The sequence below is a fragment of the Campylobacter lanienae NCTC 13004 genome (assembly GCF_002139935.1).
Taxonomy (GTDB): Bacteria; Campylobacterota; Campylobacteria; order Campylobacterales; family Campylobacteraceae; genus Campylobacter; species Campylobacter lanienae.
This window is the reverse complement of sequence record NZ_CP015578.1, coordinates 927,188-942,645: the sequence shown is the minus strand read 5'-3', so window position 1 is coordinate 942,645 and position 15,458 is coordinate 927,188. Positions and strand designations below refer to the sequence as shown.

The following is a 15,458-nucleotide window of genomic DNA, read 5'->3' as shown; positions in this document are numbered from 1 at the left end:
AATGGAAGTTATAGAGCTTTTAAAAGAGCTATTGAAATTTAGAAGTATCACACCAGATGATGATGGTGCTATGAATTACATCACGCTACTTATGAGCGAGTTTGATGCTAAGCTTTTGGATATTAATGGGGTTAAGAATTTAATCCTTAGTAAAAAATTTGGCGATGGGGTGAATTTATGCTTTGCTGGGCATATCGATGTAGTCCCACCAGGAGATGGGTGGAGCAGTGATCCATTTGAGCCAGAGCAAAAAGATGGATATATCTATGCTAGAGGCACTCAAGATATGAAAAGTGGAGTAGCAGCGATATTACAAGCGTGTAAGGATGCTAGGGAATTTAATGGGAGTTTGACTATTATTTTGACAAGCGATGAAGAGGGCGATGGAATTTACGGAACCAAAGAGGCGTTAAAGTATCTACAAGATAATAACTCTTTGCCTGATTTTGCTATTGTGGCCGAGCCTACATCTACTAATAAAATTGGTGATATGATAAAGATAGGTCGCCGTGGCTCTATCAATGGTGTTATTAAAGTTAAGGGCATTCAAGGTCATGCGGCTTATCCATCTAAATGTATCAATCCAATCCATCAAATAAGCCAAATTTTGCCTAAATTTGCTGGATATGATATGGATGCTGGAAGTAGATATTTTGATCCTTCAAAGATAGTAATTACCGATATTAGAGGCGGTATGGAAGTTTGTAATGTAACGCCAAGTGAGCTTAAAATAATGTTTAATATTAGAAATTCAGATCAAACTAATTATGAAGCCGTGAAGAGGTATTGTGATGAGATTTTTAGTTCGGTTGATTATGAGCTAACCCTAAAAGAGAGTTCAAAGCCATTTTTGACAGATGCGAATTCTAAAATTGTTACGAATTTGATAGATAGCATTAATAGAATTTGCTGGGTTAGGCCTGAGCTTAGCACGACTGGTGGGACAAGTGATGCTAGGTATTTTGCGGCTTTTGGTGTGCCTGTGGTGGAATTTGGTGTGGTAAATGATAGAATTCACGCTGTTGATGAGAGAGTGAGCATAGATGAAGTAGTGAAGCTTTATGAGGTTTTTAGCGATTTGATACGCTATTTTAAATAAATTTATAATTTCATTTTTTAAGATTTTTTTGGCTAAAATTATGAGAAATTCAAAAAGGATATAACATTAAAAGATTGGCTGTAGCTTTTAGCGGAGCTAGTGGAAGTGGCAAGACAACGCTCATATCTAAGGTGGCAAAAGAGCTTATATCTCGTGGATTTAAGGTTGCGATAACAAAGCACGATCCAGGCGATAAAGCAAAATTTGATTATCCTGGCAAGGATAGCTATATATATAGTAGTATTGGCGCAGATGTCGCAGTAGTAAGCCCAAATAGAACATCAATTTTTTTACAAAGTGGGCTATTTGGTGGTAAAGATAGGATAAACTCACAATCACACAGAGATAAAAATGAGAAATTTGAGCCAAATTTGGATAATTTTGATAGTGAGCTAGAGATTTTAGCGGCTCATTTTGGTGAGTTTGATTATTTGATAATTGAGGGCTTAAAGAGCTTAAAACTTCCTAGAATTACTATATTTAGAGATGAGGTTATAGATGATTTTATCCCATTTAGCGATGCTTTTGCTAGTAATGTTGAGTTTGATGCTTGTGGGGATAAATTTGGTCTTGAAGATATAGATGGAATTATAAAATGGATAGATAAAAACGCAAAAAAGGTGTAAAATGAAAGAGATTATAAAAGCAGTTGAAGGGATCGCTATAGAGATTAGCGAACTACTAAAATATGGTGATTTTAGCTATGCCCAAAGCTCAAATTCCACAGGTGATACTCAATTAAAGCTTGATATTTTAAGTGATGAGATAATAGAAAATAGATTGAAAAAACTTAGCAATATCAAAGCTATAATCAGCGAAGAAAAAGAGTCTATTTTAGAGATAAACTCAAATGCAGATTATATCATAGCTTATGATCCACTTGATGGTAGTAGTTTGGTGGATGTGAATTTCGCTGTTGGATCGATATTTGGGATTTATAAAGGCTCTTTGGATGCTAGGAGTTTAGTAGGGGCGATTTATGTAGTTTATGGCCCAAGGCTTGAGATGGTAGTGTGCGATGATAGTGTGAGATTATTTAGGTTAAATAGAGATAATGAGTTTAAATTTATCAAAAATTTAGAGCTAAAAGACAAAGGCAAGATAAATGCCACAGGTGGCACACAAAAAGGCTGGAGCGACTCTCATAGAGCTATGATAAAATCGCTATTTGATGATGGCTATAGGCTTAGATATAGTGGCGCTATGGTAAGCGATCTTCATCAAGTTTTGCTAAAAGGCGGTGGGCTATTTAGCTATCCAGCTACACCTGATGCACCAAATGGCAAGCTTAGGGTTGCTTTTGAGGTTTTACCATTTGCCTATATATATGAAAAGGCCGGTGGTGCCACAACTGATGGGGTAAATGACAGCTTATTAGATATCAAAATTGAAAAGACTCACCAAACTACGCCTTGTTATTTTGGGTCTAAATTTGAGATTGATAGAGTCAAAAATGGCTGAAATTACCGAATTTAGCGCTATTGATGAGCTAGAATCCAAAAAGATAGCGTTAAAAAATTGTATCGCTCAAAACTCATCTGGAGATAGCTGCTCAAAGTGCCAACGAGTCTTTGGCTGTGATAGGATTAAGGAGTTTGTAATTTTACAATTTGATATTGCCACAGCTAGGCTCAAAGATTGCCAAAAGGCAAATAATCTAAGTAGTTGTATGGATTGTGATAGGATTTTTGAGTGCGATATAAGGGAAAATTATGTCAAATCCACATATGAAAAGATGAATGAGGGCCGTGGCGGTCAATTTGATTTTTAACAAATTTAAAGGAAGATGATGAAAAAATTTATAACCACACCAATATATTATGTCAATGATGTCCCACATATCGGACACGCTTATACTACGATAATCTGCGATACCTTGGCTAGATTTTATCGCTTAAGGGGCGATGATGTCTTTTTTCTTACAGGGACTGATGAGCATGGCCAAAAGATAGAAGAGGCAGCTAAGGCTAGAGGCAAAAGCCCAAAAGAGTACGCAGATGAGATAAGTGCGAAATTCAAGGCCCTATGGGATGAGTTTGGTATAAGCTATGATCACTTCATACGCACAACTGATGAGTATCACAAGCTAACTAGCCAAAATGTCTTTACTAAAATGCTTAAAAATGGAGATATCTATAAGGGCGAGTATGAGGGTAGCTATTGCGTGAGTTGTGAGAGCTTTTTTGCTGCTAATCAGCTAATAGATGATGAGTGCTGTCCTGATTGTGGTAAAAAGACTAGGTTGGTAAAAGAGGAGAGTTACTTTTTTGCTCTATCAAAATACCAAGATAGATTGTTAAAATGGTATGAAAATGACAAATGCGTCCTACCAAAAGGCAAGAAAAATGAGGTTATAAGCTTTGTAAAAGGCGGTCTAAAAGATCTATCTATCACTAGAACCAGCTTTGAGTGGGGGATTAAACTACCAAAAGAGCTAAATGAACCAAAACATGTGATGTATGTATGGCTAGATGCGTTGGTAAATTATCTCTCAGCCTTAGGATATACTAGAGATGAAGAGAGAATGGAGTATTGGAATAACACCTTACATATAGTTGGTAAGGATATTTTGCGTTTTCATGCGGTCTATTGGCCGGCATTTTTGATGAGTCTTGACTTGCCTTTACCTGTAAGCGTAGCAGCGCATGGATGGTGGACTAGAGATGGGGTTAAGATGAGTAAGAGCCTTGGGAATGTGGTAAATCCAAAAGAGGTGGCCGATACTTATGGATTAGAGGCGTTTAGGTATTTTCTATTAAGAGAGGTGCCGTTTGGTCAAGATGGGGATTTTTCACAAAGAGCCTTGATAGATCGTATAAATAGCGAATTGAGCAATGATTTAGGGAATTTGCTAAGTAGAATAGTGGGTATGAGTTCTAAATATTGCGATAATATAATTGACTCAACAAATGTAAATAAATTTTATTCTAATGAGCTTGAGAGTGCTAAAATTCATATAAATCAAGCATTAATTAGTCTAGATGAAATTTCGCCAAATAGATATTTAGAGGAGCTTTGGAAGGTTTTAAATATAGCAAATGCCACTATCGCTAAATATGAGCCTTGGAATTTGGTGAAAAATAATAAATTTGATGAAGCAAATGCCTTGGTGGCATTGGTGGCAAATATTTTGGCTAGGGTTGCTATTTTGCTAAGTCCAGCTATGCCACAAACTGCTCAAAAAATAGCCGATACTTTGGAATTTGAAATCAATACAAATAGCTATAATGAGCTAATAATAAACTCAAATTTAATCAACTTCAAAGCCAACGCCACAACTCCTCTATTTGCCAAGATAGAACACGAGCTGATGGCACCAGCACCGGTGGCTAAGATCGATGAGATTAAATCAAAAGATGAAGAGATTAAAATTGATGATTTTAAAAAGTGTGTTATAAAGATAGGAACTATCTTAGAATGCGATAATATCGAAGGTAGTGATAAATTGCTTAAATTTAAAATTGATTTAGGAGAAGAGAAGCCAAGACAGATTATCAGCGGTATAGCTAAGTATTATGAGCCAAAAAGCCTAATAGGCAAACAAGTTTGTGTCTTAGCTAATTTAAAACCAGCTAAGATATTTAAGCATTTAAGCGAAGGCATGATTCTTAGCGCTGAAGATGGGAGCCTAACCCTTCTAGGCACTCACGCAAGTGTAAAAAATGGAGCAATTGTAGGATAGATGAGAATAGAAAACCTAACCACGCTATTAAATGGCGAATTAAAAAATAGCCCAAAAATCAGTATGATAAATGGATTTTGTCTAGATCCAAATTTGGTTAAAGTTGGTATGGCTTATTTTGCTCTAAATGCGACTATAGAAGACGCATTGCTTGCTATCAAAAGTGGAGCTTATGCTATTATCACTGATTTGAGCTTAAATAGCAAAGATGATGAAATAGCAATAATTAAAGTTGATAGTGTGGTTATGGCGATGATAAGATTGATGAGATTTCTCTCAGCACAAAAAGAGTTAAATTTCGTCCATCTTACAAAGTTACAAAGCTCGATTTTGGAGTGTCTATATCGCCCAAAATCCTTATGTTTGCTTAGTTGCGATCTAAATCAAGCTTTTATGCAGATCATAGAAGCTGATAATAACGCATATATGATGAGTATTGATGAGACAATGATAGATAAGTTGAGCTTTTCTTACTCTAGCTTAAATGATGATAGTTTGAGTGATTTACACTATAATTTGATAGATAATGGATCGCTATTTTACACTACAATTTTGTTTAAAGATAATTATTATAGTGATCTGAAATTCCCAAATATATTCATCAAAGATTTAGTAAATATAATGAGCTTTTTCGATCGTTGTGGCGTGGGATTTCGTGTTTGTAGCTTTGAGGCATTTAGCCATTTTAGGGCGATTTTTGTGGATAGATTTTTTAATATCCAAGAATTTGGTCAAAGTCATAGAGCTATAATTTGCGAGAGTGATGAGGATCTTTTTAGGTTTGAAGCAAGTAGTTTAAGAGCGAAATTTGATGATGTGATTATCTGCGTAAAAGCTGGTAGTAGCGTGGCTTTTATGGCTGATTTTATATATAAAGATATATCTGAAATTAAAAAACTAGGCGAGTTTAGATATGCTTTAATCTTAGAAAATTTCGAGAGTTTAGAGGCAATTTTGACTCAAGATATTAAAGAGCCAACTCTATTTTAAAAGGAGCAAATATGGAGATACCGGTATTAAATTTAAGTGAGCTTGATAGTAATAGGGATAAATTTATATCTGATTTAAAGGCAGCATTTACTACTTTTGGGACTTGCTATTTGATAAATCACGGCATTGATTTGGAGCTTTGTAAGGATCTACAAAGGCTTAGCAAGGAGTTTTTTGCTCTAAGTTTAGAAGAGAAAGAAGAGATATCAATGCTTAAATCGCCGCAATTTAGAGGCTACTCAAAAGAGGGTGGAGAATATACAGCTGGTAGCAAGGATTATAGAGAGCAAATCGACGCTGGTAGCGATAAAGAGGCTTTAAATTGGGATGAGAGCTCACCTATTTGGATGAGAATTCAAGGCCCAAATCTCTTTCCAAAGCAGATTCCACAGCTAAGGGATAAATTTAATGTGTGGTTTGACCAAACTAGTAAGGCTACACTCAAACTTCTTAAAGGTTTTGCTATGGCTTTGGAGCTGCCTGAAGACTCTTTTGATAAGCTTTATGGAGAGAATTCCTACGCACACGCTAAATTACTTAGGTATCCACCGGCATTTGATGGCAATACCCAAGGTGTTGGCTCTCATAAAGATGGGGGACTAATTACCTTTGTTTTACAAGATAGTGAATCTGGCTTACAAGGATTATTAAATGGCGAGTGGATCGATGTGCCACCGATGGAGGGATCTGTGGTGGTAAATATCGGTGAGTTTTTGGAGCTTGCTACAAATGGCTATCTAAAAGCAACAATCCATAGGGTAAATTTAACCCCTAATGAGAGATTTTCTATAGCGTATTTTTTGGGTGTTCAGCTTGATAAGGATATACCGATTTTAGATCTTCCTAACCATCTTAAAAAAGAGAGCACAGGGGTAGATACAGATCCTAAAAATCCACTTCTTAGAAATGTAGCTCAAAACTATTTTAAAAGAATGATAAGATCTCACCCCGATGTGGCTATGGCTCATCATAAAGATTTGGTGGAGAAATTTAGCTTTTAAATTTGAGCTATTTAGATGATTGAATTTAGTCAAATTTCAAGGCGTATAAAATGCGAAAATTATAATAAATAGATAAATTTTTTATAATTTTAGCATTAATGCTTCTATTTAAAGAATAAATTTAGCTATTTTATAGTTTAATAATAAAAATTATTATTTGGATATTGATATGGAATTTGAACTCACTCAGATATTATATGCGTTTTTGTTGACTCTTTTTGCTGGATTTTCTACTTCTATTGGTGCGGTTATAGCGTTTTTTAGTAAAAAAGATGATTTTAGGCTACTTAGTGTTGGTTTAGGATTTAGTGCTGGGGTGATGATATATATCTCATTTATGGAGATTTTGCCAAATTCTATGCGTGAGTTTGCGAAGATTTATGATAGCAAAAATGCTGAATTTATCGGACTTATAGCTTTTTTTGTTGGAATTTTATTGACTGCTTTGATAGATAAGTTTATCCCAAGTGATTTAAATCCACACGAGCCTAAAGATAGCCTTGATGAGTTGAAATTTTGCCCTTTGCCTAGCCACAATGAACCACGCCCAACATACCATCCGGGCATAAGTAGCTTAGGATTAAAACGCTTAAAGCGAACAGGGATTATCACTGCTTTTGCTATAACCTTACACAACTTTCCAGAAGGCTTTGCGACCTTTGTTAGTAGTATTGAGTCTCTTAGCTTTGGATTGGTGATAGCAGTGGCTGTGGCACTACACAATATCCCTGAGGGGCTAGCTGTATCATTGCCAATTTATCACGCTACAAATGATAAAAAACGAGCCTTTGCTTACTCATGCTTATCTGGGCTTGCTGAGCCGATAGGGGCAATTATCGGAGCGATTATTTTAATGCCTTTTATCAATGATAGTGTGATGGCTATTGTCTTTGGTGTGGTGGCGGGGATTATGGTATTTATCAGTTTTGATGAGCTTTTGCCTGCTGCTAGGAGCTATGATAAGGCTCATGATAGCTTATATGGATTGGTTGGTGGTATGGCGGTTATGGCCATTAGCCTTATCTTGCTTGGGGATTAATTTTTAAGCTTAGTAGTGCGATACAAAAAGCTAAAAACCTCCGCAACTGCCTTATATAGATTTGGTGGGATCTCTTGATTTATATCAACCTTGCTTAAAATCTCTACCAAATCGCTATCTTCTTTGATTGGAATTTTATATATTTTAGCTGCTTCTATTATTTTATTAGCGACTTCGCCTTTGCCGCTAGCTAGGACTTTTGGGGCGTTATTTTTATCTTTATTATAGCCTAGGGCGACTGCTTTTTTGATCTTTTTTGCCATATTTACGCCTTTTTATTAAATCCAAAATCAAATGCGCTATCTATTTGATTATATGGGGTTTTTTTAGGTTTGTAAGCTAGCGAAAAGCTACTGATTATGAGTCCTAGAGATGTGATTGCTGTTTTTAGCTCTTTACTAGAATTTAGGATTAAATTCTTAAACTCATCAGTCCCAGTGGCGATATTGATATCTATATATTTATTATCACTTAAAGCAAGCACGATATCGACATTGCCAAAGTGAGTGAAATTCAGATCAATTTTAGCATAAAATCTCTTTTTTTTGCCCTGTTTAAATACTATATTGCTACTCTCTAAAGCATCCCAAGAGTATGGTAAATATGTTTGGAGCGAGTTTTGTGCGTAGCTGATGAGCTGATGCATCTCAATTTGGGTTAATAATCTATTTATATTTTGGTTTAGGGCGGCTTGGCTTGGCTGGTTGGCCGTGGCGTCTTTGAGTGCTAAAAGTGTGGCTTTGAGATCGTTTTGTAGAGATTGGGCTGAGATATTTGGGTCATTTGGGGTGATATTTGAAATTTCAGATTTGGCTAAATTGGCGGATTTGATGAGATTTTTTAGCTCTATTAGATGGTTTTTAGCTTCTAAGCTATTTTTGTCAAAAAAATTAATAATATTTGAGAGCTTTCTAGCTGCCATTGATAGCTTTTCTTGTAAATTTAGATTATTGGCATCGGTGCTTATGTATTGGATAAGGTTGCTTAAATTTAGGCTATTTGGGGTAGGATTTATGCTGTTTATCTGATTTTGTGTGGTTGAAATATCTGTGGCTAGATCTTGGATATTTGAGTTTAATTGAGTGGTTAATAGATCTATTTTGGATTGGTTGTTTTGTAAATTTTGGGCAAATTTAGCTGATATTTGCGGATCTAGATTTTTTATTATCTCTAATGCTTGATTATTGCTTGGGATGGCTTTTGCTGGTGTGGTGATCTGGGATTTGATATTTGAGATTATCTCTTTTATATCTGATATTATCTGATTTAGCTGATTATTTAGCGGTTTTATGCTTTTTAAATTTGGATTATTAAAATTGATTTGTGATAAGCTTGATTCTATATTTTTAATAATATTTTGAATTTGATCTGCGGTGCGAGATATGTTTTGTTCTATTGAGATTGGGCTTTTGGGATTAGTTTGGATTTGGTGTGCGATTTTATCTAGGAATTTAGCAGCTAACTCAAGTTTGGTATTGGCTTTTAAAAGTGGCTTGAAATTTGAGTTTTTGAGTGTTTCATTATTTTTAATTTTATTTGATTGTAAGATATCTAAAAGCTGGCTAAGGCTACTTGCTGGATCTAGATCTGATCCGTTAGCTAGAGTCATAAAAGCTAAAGATAGATCTTTATTTGCTATATTTTTCATCTGAGATAGCAAATTTTGGATAGAGATTGGAAGGATCTCTGGCTTTAAGCTTTGAGCGAGTTTAGCTTCTAATAAAACGCCTGTATCTTTGATAGTTTGGGCTATATTTGTGGTTTTGATATGCTCTACTGGCTTGATAAAATTCTCTAATTTAGCGCCTAATTGGCTTAGAGATGGATCAGATTTTATCGATTTTAATATTTGTGCTAAATCTTTGGCTAGATTTGGGGCAACTTGGGATGATTTGATCTGTGATAGGGCATTTTCTTTAAAGCTCCCATCATCTAAATTTGATTTTAAAGCATTTAATAGCTTGGATGTAAATTTATTTAGCTCTAAATCTAGCTTTGTCTGTTCGATTACTAAATTTTGATTTTGGTTTTTTAAGATGGTTTTGCCATCATTTAGTGAAGTTGCGGTGCTATTTTCTTTGGATGTGGTTTTCTTTTCGTCTTTATTATTTGGGGTTGGTTGTTGGGTTTGGGTGTTATTAACTATTATCATTATTTGCTCACAAAACTATTTTTAGAGTAATACACTCCAGCGCAAAATACCCCAAGAGGCATTAAAGCAAGCCCAACTAAAAACGATATAGGCTCAAAAATCCCAGCTCTAAGCAGAGCAAAAAACGCTACAATCAAAATAAGATAGCTAATCAATCTAAGTGGTTTAAAAGCGCCTAAGATATCGATTTTACGAAATTTAATAGAATTTTTATCACTGTTTTTATCATCCCCAGTATTCTCATCATCTTCAAAAATCTCAAGCTCTTTATCGCTTAATTCATAGTTTATACTTCTATTTTTAACTCTATTTTTGTAGCCTAAATAACTAGCAAATAATATTAAAGTCGAAGAGATAAAAGCCACTTGAGAATTCAAAAGCTCAACCGCCCCAAAAGCCGAAGTAATGGCTATCAATAATAGATCCAAGATTAGATAAAATATAGCTAAATTTTTAAATTTCATCTCTTTTCTTTAAACTCTTCATAGCTTTTAACTTGAGATTTATAGGCCTTATAGATATTATTTATCGCAGCGCCAACACCTATGAAAATACCAACTCCAAGCCCCCAGTTTGAGCCTGTTAGCTCTTTTAATCCCCAGCCGATCCCAAAGCCTATAAGCACCGCAACTACGATTGAGATCCCAAGACTTAGGCTATCAGCGGCTTTTATTGCGGTGTTTATCTTTTTGCTTTTTTGGCTCATAGTGATTTAAAACTCTCTTTTATAGCTTGTGCCGTTTTGTCTAAGCTAGTTTGGCTTAGAGGCTTGCAAACAAAGCAAGTTTCAAACTGGCTTGGTGCTAGATAGACGCCACGCTTTAGCATTTGAGCGTGGAATTTGGCAAATAAATTTGTATCGCTTTGTAGGGCTTGAGTGTAGTTAGTAACAGGATTTTCATTGAAGAAAAATCCCCACATAGACCCACGCATAGTTGTTTGAAGTGGAATTCCCATCTCATTTGCGCTATCTTGCATAGTATCAATTATAAATTTACTCTTTTTACCAAGCTCATCATATAAATTTGGCATATTATAAATTTTATTTAACGCAGCTAGTCCAGCAGCCATAGCAACAGGATTACCGCTAAGCGTCCCAGCTTGATAGACTCCACCAAGTGGGCTAATTAGCTCCATTATCTCATTTTTTCCAGCATAAGCAGCACACGGCATACCGCCACCAATGACCTTACCAAAGGTAACTATATCGACTTCAATCTTATTTAATCCATAGCTACCAGTGGCACTAGCTCTAAATCCACTCATAACTTCATCAAAGATTAAAACCGCACCATTTTCATCACAAATCTTTCTAAGCCCATGTAAAAACTCATCGCTACCAGGCACCAATCCCATATTTCCAGCGATTGGCTCAACGATAATAACGCCAATATCACCATTTTTAAAGCACTCTTTGACGCTATTTAGATCATTATATTTGGCTAGATGAGTGTTTTTGACTATATCATTTGGGACGCCTAAGCTACTTGAATATCCAAAAGTGGTAGCTCCACTACCGGCTTTAACTAATAATCCATCGCTATGACCGTGATAGCAACCTTCAAATTTGATTATTCCATCTTTTTTGCTATATCCACGAGCTAATCTAATAGCGCTCATAGTAGCTTCAGTCCCGCTACTAACAAAGCGAATTTTATCTAAATGAGGGAATTTAGATAATACTAATTGAGCAAGCTCAGTTTCTAATAAGCATGGCGCACCAAAGCTTAGTCCCTTTTTAGCCGTTGATATCACGGCATCTTCTATATCTTTATCACAATGCCCAAAGATGAGTGGCCCCCAGCTTAAAACATAATCAATATACTCATTATTTTCGATATCATAGATAAACTCACGCTCACCCCTATCTATCATCACAGGAGTAGAACCAACTGAACCAAAGGCACGAACAGGCGAATTTACACCACCTGGAATATATTTTTGTGCTTTGAGGAATTCATCTTTATTTCTCATCTTTTTTATCCTTATTAAATGAAGTTATGTATTCAAATAAATTTAAAATCTCATTTTGAGTAAGAAAATATGATGGCATAATGCCCTTAGAATCAGTAATAGCTGCTTGAAATCTTTTGAAATCGAGATTATTTATCCTTGGTGCTTTTAGAGATTTCTCTTCATATTTATTACTCTTTTTGTTAAATGCTTTGTATTTGACTATTAAGGCTCCCTCGCCCTTATCGCCGTGGCATTTATGACACCCTATGCCTCTTGGATTTTTGTATAGCATTTTGGCGTATTCACTTTTGGTGATAAACTCACTACAAAAAGCAAAAGTAGCAAAAAGCAAAAAAAAGCTAATAAATTTCATATATCTCACTTGAATTTAATTTGAATTTGGGTATGATACAATTTTTGTAATTAAAAAATACATAAAAAGGGCAAAAATGCAAATAATTGATGGCAAAGAGATAAGCAATAGGGTTAAACAAAGAGTTGCTGATGAGGTTTTGGAGCTAAAAAGCAAAGGAATTACGCCAACTCTAGCCGTGGTTTTAGTAGGCGAAGATAAGGCTAGCCAAACCTATGTCGCTAGTAAAGAGAGATCTACTATTGCTGCTCACATGGGCTCAGTAGCTCACAAGCTACCTGAAACTACAACGCAAAGTGAGCTTTTGGCTTTGATTAAGCTTTTAAATAATGATGATAGTATAGATGGAATTTTAGTTCAACTTCCACTTCCAAAGCATATTGATACAAATGCTATTTTAGAAGCGATCGATCCAAATAAAGATGTAGATGGATTTCACGCTATAAATGTAGGTAGATTAAATAGCGGTCTTGATGGATTTGTGCCTTGTACGCCACTTGGGATAATGGAGCTTTTCAAAGCTTATAATATAGAAGTAAGTGGCAAAAATGCCGTGGTTATAGGTAGAAGCAATATAGTAGGCAAGCCTATGGCGGCACTGCTACTAAATGCTGGGGCTACTGTGACTATAGCTCACTCTAAAACTAAAGATTTAGCAAGCGTCTGTAAAAATGCCCAAATCATAGTAGTAGCAGTAGGCAAGCCAAATTTCTTAAAAGCCGATATGGTAAGTGATGGGGCAATAGTAATTGATGTAGGGATAAATCGCTTAGATAGTGGTAAATTAGTTGGCGATTGTGATTATGAGAGTGTAGCACCTAAATGCTCTATGATAACGCCCGTACCAGGAGGAGTAGGGCCAATGACAATTGCTATGCTACTTAGCAATACGCTAAAATCAGCTAAAAATAGAAAATTAAAAGGCTAAACTTTGAGAAGAATTTTTACTAAATTCTATAATTTTTGTAGTAGTTGGACGGGGACTATTGTTATAGTTTTGTTAATAATATTTTTTGTAGCTCAAGCTTTTGTGATACCTAGCGGTTCTATGAAAAATACTCTTTTAATAGGTGATTATCTCTTTGTTAAAAAATACTCATATGGAATTCCAACACCACACATTCCATTTATAGAAATTCCAGTGCTTCCTGATAGCGATGGTGATGGGCATTTGATAGCTAGTGATGGGCCAAAGCGTGGTGATATAGTGGTTTTTCGCTATCCAAAAGATCCTAAAATTCACTATGTCAAGCGTAATTTCGCTACCGGACTTGATGAGGTGATATTTGCCCCTGGTGCTATGTATTTAAGACCAAGTGGCGGAGATGATGAGATAGCAAGGGAATTTAAAGATGCTAATATCGTGATTTTAGGTGGAAAGAAATTCATCAAAGAGCCATATAAGATGGCTGGAATTCACTATGATAATAACACTGATAAAGATAATTATGGTGGATTAAGAGCCGATACATTTACCATTGCTGGTATGGTGGATTTTGCTATGAGTGAGATTATGGTGCCAGAGCTGCCTAAAATTAATGGATTAAATTTCAACGCATATTATTTCAAAGTGCCACAAAATGAGTATTTCATGGTAGGTGATAATAGAGAAAATAGCAGCGATAGTAGATTTTGGGGTTCTGTGCCTTATAAATATATAGTTGGCAAGCCGTGGTTTGTCTATTTAAGCTATGATGAAAATTACAAAATTCGCTGGGAGCGTATCGGACGCTTAGCAAGTAGCTTAGAAGATATGGCAAAATAGTTAAATTTGTATCATTTAATATGATATAATGGTGGAATTCAAATTTGTAGTAGGTGTAAATGAATATTTCTAAAATTTATATAGCTAGTGATCACGCTGGATATGAAGCAAAGATAGAGACAAAAAATATATTAGAATCTATGGGATTTTGTGTAGTTGATCTAGGCACTAATAGCTCTATTGAGAGTGTTGATTATCCTGATTTTGCTACTTTGATGGCTAATAATCTTAAAAATAGCGATGAATTTGGTGTATTGATATGCGGTAGCGGGATTGGTATCTCTATAGCGGCAAATAGATTTTCTCATATCAGGTGCGCTTTATGTCATAACTCCACACTAGCAAGGTTATCAAGAGAGCATAATGATGCTAATGTGTTATGCTTTGGTGCTAGGGTGGTTGGAAAAGATATTATCAAAGATATGGTTGAAGTATTTTTCGCTACCGAATTTAGCGGTGGTAGGCATGAGAAAAGAGTTGAAAAACTAGGAGTTTGTAGATGTTCTTAGATTGGGTTTTTTACACATTTTTTATATGTTGTAGTCTATATTTGATAGTTATGGTATTTTATTATAAAACTTTACTGAAAAAAGAGCGCGCAATGCGTGATTTTGTTAAAAATAATTTAGATGATACTGAGATTATCATACGCAAACTTCAAGTCCAACTCCAAAGAAGCCTTGGTAATATAGATATCTTAACAGATGAGCTAAATAAGATGAAAGGCGATGTTACAGGTCTTAGGACTAGAAATTCGCAATATAGAATAGAAAATGACAAATTAAGAGCTAGAATAAAAGAGTTAGAGGGCAAAATCGAAGCACTATTGTAAAATAAATTTATTTATAAAAGGACTGGTGTGTGTAGTTTATCACAAGAACAAAAAGATTATTTAGATTCAACTATTAGAAAGATTGCTGATTTTCCAAAGCCTGGAGTGATATTTCGAGATATTACCACACTTTTAGGCGATGCGAAGGCATTTAATCTTTTAATGTCTCATCTCTATGATAGATATAAAGATAAAGATATTGATTATGTAGTTGGGATCGAGAGCCGTGGCTTTATTTTTGGTGCGGCTTTGGCTGATAGGCTTGGGGTGGGATTTGTGCCTTTTAGAAAAAAGGGTAAATTACCAGGTGCTACTATCTCTGAAAAATACTCATTAGAGTATGGAGTAGATGAGATTGAAGCGCATATAGATGCCTTTAAGCCTAGAGCAAATCTATTATTAATAGATGATCTTATAGCCACAGGTGGCACGGCTAAGGCGGCTTGTGAGCTTATTTTAAGACTTAATGGAAATTTGGTTGAAATCATCTCTATAATAGATATTGGAATTGGTGGATTAAAAGAGCTTAAAAATTATGCACCAATTTATGTGGTATTACAGGAGTAGGA

Annotated in this window: 19 protein-coding genes; 13 read left to right on the top strand and 6 right to left on the bottom strand. The window is 35.4% G+C overall.

Annotation, left to right across the window (positions count from 1 at the left end; genetic code table 11):
• Window position 1 precedes the first annotated feature (1 nt).
• From dapE to zupT, 8 genes are all read left to right on the top strand, one after another.
• The gene (gene dapE, locus CLAN_RS04815) at window positions 2-1,099 is read left to right on the top strand and encodes a succinyl-diaminopimelate desuccinylase (RefSeq protein WP_100590721.1); all 1,098 of its coding nucleotides are present in this window, start codon (window positions 2-4) and stop codon (window positions 1,097-1,099) included.
• A 65-nt stretch (window positions 1,100-1,164) separates the two neighbouring features.
• Window positions 1,165-1,725: a molybdopterin-guanine dinucleotide biosynthesis protein B gene (locus CLAN_RS04810; RefSeq protein ID WP_100590720.1), complete on the top strand. Its 561-nt coding sequence runs from the start codon at window positions 1,165-1,167 to the stop codon at window positions 1,723-1,725.
• A 1-nt stretch (window position 1,726) separates the two neighbouring features.
• Window positions 1,727-2,560: a class 1 fructose-bisphosphatase gene (locus tag CLAN_RS04805; protein WP_100590719.1), complete on the top strand. Its 834-nt coding sequence runs from the start codon at window positions 1,727-1,729 to the stop codon at window positions 2,558-2,560.
• Complete coding sequence (locus tag CLAN_RS04800; RefSeq protein ID WP_086224248.1) at window positions 2,553-2,870, top strand: hypothetical protein; 318 nt, start codon at window positions 2,553-2,555, stop codon at window positions 2,868-2,870. Before CLAN_RS04805 ends, CLAN_RS04800 begins: the two co-directional genes overlap by 8 nt.
• A gap of 18 nt (window positions 2,871-2,888) precedes the next feature.
• A complete protein-coding gene (metG, locus tag CLAN_RS04795) occupies window positions 2,889-4,781 on the top strand; it encodes a methionine--tRNA ligase (protein ID WP_100590718.1) in 1,893 nt (630 codons plus the stop codon).
• Window positions 4,782-5,771, top strand: coding sequence for a hypothetical protein (locus CLAN_RS04790; protein WP_100590717.1), 990 nt, complete (start codon window positions 4,782-4,784; stop codon window positions 5,769-5,771).
• An 11-nt stretch (window positions 5,772-5,782) separates the two neighbouring features.
• Window positions 5,783-6,772: an isopenicillin N synthase family dioxygenase gene (locus CLAN_RS04785; RefSeq protein ID WP_096026891.1), complete on the top strand. Its 990-nt coding sequence runs from the start codon at window positions 5,783-5,785 to the stop codon at window positions 6,770-6,772.
• A gap of 169 nt (window positions 6,773-6,941) precedes the next feature.
• On the top strand, window positions 6,942-7,811 hold the full coding sequence (gene zupT / locus CLAN_RS04780) for a zinc transporter ZupT (protein ID WP_096017292.1): 870 nt from the start codon (window positions 6,942-6,944) through the stop codon (window positions 7,809-7,811).
• On the opposite strand, the gene CLAN_RS04775 is transcribed toward zupT, so the two are convergent.
• From CLAN_RS04775 to CLAN_RS04750, 6 genes are read right to left on the bottom strand one after another with little or no spacing between them, the layout of a single operon-like run.
• Entirely contained in the window at window positions 7,808-8,074 is a 267-nt protein-coding gene (locus tag CLAN_RS04775) for a FlhB-like flagellar biosynthesis protein (RefSeq protein ID WP_096013125.1), read from the bottom strand. The two genes, zupT and CLAN_RS04775, sit on opposite strands and share 4 nt — an antisense overlap.
• 2 nt (window positions 8,075-8,076) lie before the next feature.
• Entirely contained in the window at window positions 8,077-9,963 is a 1,887-nt protein-coding gene (gene fliK / locus CLAN_RS04770) for a flagellar hook-length control protein FliK (protein ID WP_100590716.1), read from the bottom strand.
• On the bottom strand, window positions 9,963-10,427 hold the full coding sequence (locus tag CLAN_RS04765) for a hypothetical protein (RefSeq protein ID WP_100590715.1): 465 nt from the start codon (window positions 10,425-10,427) through the stop codon (window positions 9,963-9,965). The genes fliK and CLAN_RS04765 overlap by 1 nt, the downstream gene beginning before the upstream one ends.
• Window positions 10,424-10,669: an AtpZ/AtpI family protein gene (locus CLAN_RS04760; RefSeq protein WP_086224641.1), complete on the bottom strand. Its 246-nt coding sequence runs from the start codon at window positions 10,667-10,669 to the stop codon at window positions 10,424-10,426. The genes CLAN_RS04765 and CLAN_RS04760 overlap by 4 nt, the downstream gene beginning before the upstream one ends.
• Complete coding sequence (hemL, locus tag CLAN_RS04755; RefSeq protein ID WP_100590714.1) at window positions 10,666-11,937, bottom strand: glutamate-1-semialdehyde 2,1-aminomutase; 1,272 nt, start codon at window positions 11,935-11,937, stop codon at window positions 10,666-10,668. The genes CLAN_RS04760 and hemL overlap by 4 nt, the downstream gene beginning before the upstream one ends.
• Window positions 11,927-12,292, bottom strand: a complete 366-nt coding sequence (locus tag CLAN_RS04750) for a c-type cytochrome (RefSeq protein ID WP_096013129.1) — start codon at window positions 12,290-12,292, stop codon at window positions 11,927-11,929. Before CLAN_RS04750 ends, hemL begins: the two co-directional genes overlap by 11 nt.
• Before the next feature lie 76 nt (window positions 12,293-12,368).
• Between CLAN_RS04750 and folD the strand changes: the two genes are divergently transcribed.
• Genes folD through CLAN_RS04725 form a run of 5 tightly spaced genes read left to right on the top strand, consistent with a single transcriptional unit; the run spans window position 12,369 to window position 15,456 of the window.
• Window positions 12,369-13,220, top strand: a complete 852-nt coding sequence (folD, locus tag CLAN_RS04745; RefSeq protein ID WP_100590713.1) for a bifunctional methylenetetrahydrofolate dehydrogenase/methenyltetrahydrofolate cyclohydrolase FolD — start codon at window positions 12,369-12,371, stop codon at window positions 13,218-13,220.
• 3 nt (window positions 13,221-13,223) lie between these two features.
• Window positions 13,224-14,057, top strand: coding sequence for a signal peptidase I (gene lepB / locus CLAN_RS04740; protein ID WP_096013131.1), 834 nt, complete (start codon window positions 13,224-13,226; stop codon window positions 14,055-14,057).
• A 59-nt stretch (window positions 14,058-14,116) separates the two neighbouring features.
• Window positions 14,117-14,566 (top strand): ribose 5-phosphate isomerase B, encoded by a 450-nt coding sequence (gene rpiB, locus CLAN_RS04735; RefSeq protein WP_096013132.1) that lies wholly within the window; start codon window positions 14,117-14,119, stop codon window positions 14,564-14,566.
• Entirely contained in the window at window positions 14,557-14,889 is a 333-nt protein-coding gene (locus CLAN_RS04730) for a hypothetical protein (RefSeq protein ID WP_100590712.1), read from the top strand. The genes rpiB and CLAN_RS04730 overlap by 10 nt, the downstream gene beginning before the upstream one ends.
• Before the next feature lie 27 nt (window positions 14,890-14,916).
• Window positions 14,917-15,456 carry an adenine phosphoribosyltransferase gene (locus CLAN_RS04725; RefSeq protein ID WP_096018750.1) on the top strand — a complete coding sequence of 180 codons (540 nt, stop codon included), beginning with the start codon at window positions 14,917-14,919 and terminating at the stop codon, window positions 15,454-15,456.
• Window positions 15,457-15,458: the final 2 nt, after the last annotated feature.

What these genes read in the sequence shown, in the direction of transcription:
- folD (WP_100590713.1), top strand. Translation starts at nt 12,369, where the DNA reads ATGCAAATAATTGATGGCAAAGAGATAAGCAATAGGGTTAAACAAAGA.
- zupT (WP_096017292.1), top strand. Translation starts at nt 6,942, where the DNA reads ATGGAATTTGAACTCACTCAGATATTATATGCGTTTTTGTTGACTCTT.
- CLAN_RS04785 (WP_096026891.1), top strand. Translation starts at nt 5,783, where the DNA reads ATGGAGATACCGGTATTAAATTTAAGTGAGCTTGATAGTAATAGGGAT.
- rpiB (WP_096013132.1), top strand. Translation starts at nt 14,117, where the DNA reads ATGAATATTTCTAAAATTTATATAGCTAGTGATCACGCTGGATATGAA.
- CLAN_RS04760 (WP_086224641.1), bottom strand. Translation starts at nt 10,669, where the DNA reads ATGAGCCAAAAAAGCAAAAAGATAAACACCGCAATAAAAGCCGCTGAT.
- metG (WP_100590718.1), top strand. Translation starts at nt 2,889, where the DNA reads ATGAAAAAATTTATAACCACACCAATATATTATGTCAATGATGTCCCA.
- dapE (WP_100590721.1), top strand. Translation starts at nt 2, where the DNA reads ATGGAAGTTATAGAGCTTTTAAAAGAGCTATTGAAATTTAGAAGTATC.
- hemL (WP_100590714.1), bottom strand. Translation starts at nt 11,937, where the DNA reads ATGAGAAATAAAGATGAATTCCTCAAAGCACAAAAATATATTCCAGGT.
- CLAN_RS04790 (WP_100590717.1), top strand. Translation starts at nt 4,782, where the DNA reads ATGAGAATAGAAAACCTAACCACGCTATTAAATGGCGAATTAAAAAAT.
- CLAN_RS04765 (WP_100590715.1), bottom strand. Translation starts at nt 10,427, where the DNA reads ATGAAATTTAAAAATTTAGCTATATTTTATCTAATCTTGGATCTATTA.
- CLAN_RS04800 (WP_086224248.1), top strand. Translation starts at nt 2,553, where the DNA reads ATGGCTGAAATTACCGAATTTAGCGCTATTGATGAGCTAGAATCCAAA.
- fliK (WP_100590716.1), bottom strand. Translation starts at nt 9,963, where the DNA reads ATGATAATAGTTAATAACACCCAAACCCAACAACCAACCCCAAATAAT.
- CLAN_RS04805 (WP_100590719.1), top strand. Translation starts at nt 1,727, where the DNA reads ATGAAAGAGATTATAAAAGCAGTTGAAGGGATCGCTATAGAGATTAGC.
- CLAN_RS04775 (WP_096013125.1), bottom strand. Translation starts at nt 8,074, where the DNA reads ATGGCAAAAAAGATCAAAAAAGCAGTCGCCCTAGGCTATAATAAAGAT.
- CLAN_RS04750 (WP_096013129.1), bottom strand. Translation starts at nt 12,292, where the DNA reads ATGAAATTTATTAGCTTTTTTTTGCTTTTTGCTACTTTTGCTTTTTGT.
- CLAN_RS04730 (WP_100590712.1), top strand. Translation starts at nt 14,557, where the DNA reads ATGTTCTTAGATTGGGTTTTTTACACATTTTTTATATGTTGTAGTCTA.